This is a genomic window from Promicromonospora kroppenstedtii DSM 19349 (assembly GCF_000515355.1).
Taxonomy (GTDB): Bacteria; Actinomycetota; Actinomycetes; order Actinomycetales; family Cellulomonadaceae; genus Promicromonospora; species Promicromonospora kroppenstedtii.
This window is the reverse complement of the sequence record NZ_KI911744.1, coordinates 1-2,314: the sequence shown is the minus strand read 5'-3', so window position 1 is coordinate 2,314 and position 2,314 is coordinate 1. Positions and strand designations below refer to the sequence as shown.

At 72.1% G+C, this 2,314-nt stretch carries 2 protein-coding genes; both read right to left on the bottom strand.

The genetic code is table 11. From position 1 onward, the window contains the following. Positions 1 to 222: 222 nt before the first annotated feature. Complete coding sequence (locus tag PROKR_RS31000; RefSeq protein WP_051433309.1) at positions 223 to 1,203, bottom strand: hypothetical protein; 981 nt, start codon at positions 1,201 to 1,203, stop codon at positions 223 to 225. Positions 1,204 to 1,735: 532 nt separating this feature from the next. Beyond that, the coding region (locus PROKR_RS36080; RefSeq protein WP_036968751.1) for a hypothetical protein at positions 1,736 to 2,314 on the bottom strand (579 nt) is incomplete at its 5' end.

Here is a 2,314-nt window from a genome sequence, read left to right as displayed (position 1 = left end):
ACTCTGCCCGAGCTTTCGGCACTTGGCATCGAGATCGGTCCAGGCCTGGACCGATCTCGATGCCAACTGCCGAGTCTGCGGGGCAAACTGCCGAGTCTGCGGGGCGACCTGCCGTGTCCGTGGGGCGACCTGCCGAGTCTGTGGGGCCACGTGCCGAGCCTGCGCGGCAAACTGCCGTGCCCGTGGGGCCAACTGCCGTGTCCGCGGGGCAAAGTGCCGTGGTCAGGACGGCGGTAGCAGGGGATTGATGCGTGCCTGCCCCACCACGTCGGGTGGCAGATGGGCGGTGAGGCGGGCGAGCATCGCCGGGACGTCGCCGCGGTCGGACGCCGCGACGCGCTCCACGGTGATCCCCGCCCGGCGGATCGCCTCGGCGCGGCTCTTCTCGTTCATGAACTCGCGCGCGGGGTCGTGACCGGTGCCGACGCCGTCCGGCCGGTACTTGATCAGGCCGTCGTACTCGACGCCCAGGTTCCACTGCGGGTAGCCGAGGTCGGTGTGGAACACGCCGCGGTCGGTCGACACGGGCATCTGGGTGGCCGGTCTGGGCAGGCCGGTCCGCAGCATCTCGTAGCGCACCCAGGTCTCCCAGGGTGAGTCCGAGCCGCCGTCCGCCAGCTCGACGACCAGCCGGGCGCGCCGGACGCCGCGCCGCTCGGCCCAGCCGTCGAGTTCCGCCTGGAGCTCGGCGCGGTCGAGGTCCCGGCCCAGTGCGAAGTCGGCGATGACGAGGGCCTCCAGTGGGTGCAGCGTCAGGGCGCAGTCGACGACGGTACGCGCGAGCGACGTCACCGGAAGGCCCTGCGCGGTGACGACGGCGTCGGCCGGAACGGTGCCCACGTGTCGGACGATGTCCTTCGCCGCGCGGCTCGACGGGCGGTAGCGCTGGTAGACGTGTGTGCGGTCGGGCACGGTCCAGACGGGGCAGCCCAGGAGGAGTGCCGCCGTCGTGTGGCTGAACACCGCCTTCGAGCGCAGCTGCCGGTGCAGCGCCCGGGCGCGGGCGAGCTCCCGGCTCCGCTTCTCGCGCGAGGCCGAGGCCGGGCCGTCCGCCCGGAGGGCGTCGGGGTCGCAGTAGGCACCCCGGCGGATCCGGGTCAACGAGCCCTGGCGGCTCGCGAGCGCCAGCTGGTTCTTGTCCTGCTCACGCGCCAGGAGTACTTCGGGGACGGCGACGCCGTCCTGGGTTGAGGTCACCTTCATGGACACGAGCGTGTCGGGCGCGCAGCGCTCAGGGGCTCGTGTGCCCGGTCCTCTGTGCACAAGGCGGCGTCGACCCTGCCGGTGGTCGTGCTCGAACCGTTCTGGCGCCGTGCCGAGGAACTCTTGCGCGACGGATCGCGATCCTGACTGGTTCACGTGGCGGGTGGGACGTGGCGCGAGGCGCGTGATGCGCGTGGCGCGCAAGGTGCGTGATGCGCGTGGCGCGCAAGGTGCGTGATGCGCGTGGCGCGTAAGGTGCGTGATGCGCGTGGCGCGTAAGGCGCGTGGGTGCGTGGTGCGCGTGGCGCATGAGCCAGTCAGGATCGGCACTCCGCTGCGTGATCGGCGCCCGCACGTTCGGCACTTTCATGAGCGCTCGGCACTTGGCATCGAGATCGGTCCAGGCCTGAGCCGATCTCGATGCCAAGTGCCGAGTCCGCGGGGCAAACTGCCGCTGATCAGTGCAGAGTGCCGAGTCTGCGGGGCAAACTGCCGCGGTTGCGGGGCAGGAGGGGCAGGACATGCCCCCGCGTCAGTTCTCTTCCGAGTTCCAGGGGAGGGCGCCCTCGAACGACTGCCAGAGCGAGTCCCGGACGTCCTCGGTGGTGTCCTGGACACCCTGCTCCAGGTCGTCCTGGATCTGCTCGCGCTGCTGCTCGAACGAGTCGCGCGCGTCCTGGGTGACCTGCTGGGCGTAGCCGACCACACCCTGCACCGCGATGACGATGACCCACACCACGACGACCACCCAGAGCGGCCAGGTGCGGCCGCCGCGGCGGGAGCGCACCGCGCGCACCAGGTTGACCAGCGCGGACGCCACGATGCCGAGCAGCGGGATGGAGAGCTCCGCCATGCGCGGCGCCCACTCCGGGTCCAGGCCCATGGTGGCCACCGCGATGTCGCCCAGCGCGGCGAACAGCGGCAGCTCGGCGGCGCTGGGCATCGCGTCGAAGCCCGGGATCAGGCGCACCAGCTGGTACAGCGCGATGGCGAGCAGCACGCGCGGGATCCAGCCGACGACGGTCGCCAGCGCCCGCGCGCCACCGCCACCGTCCGAGTCCCGCTTCCGGGAGTCCCGCGCGTCCCGCGGATCGGCGTCGTCCCGCCGCGG

Coding starts and splice junctions, on each gene's coding strand:
- PROKR_RS31000 (WP_051433309.1), bottom strand. CDS start 1,203: ATGAAGGTGACCTCAACCCAGGACGGCGTCGCCGTCCCCGAAGTACTC.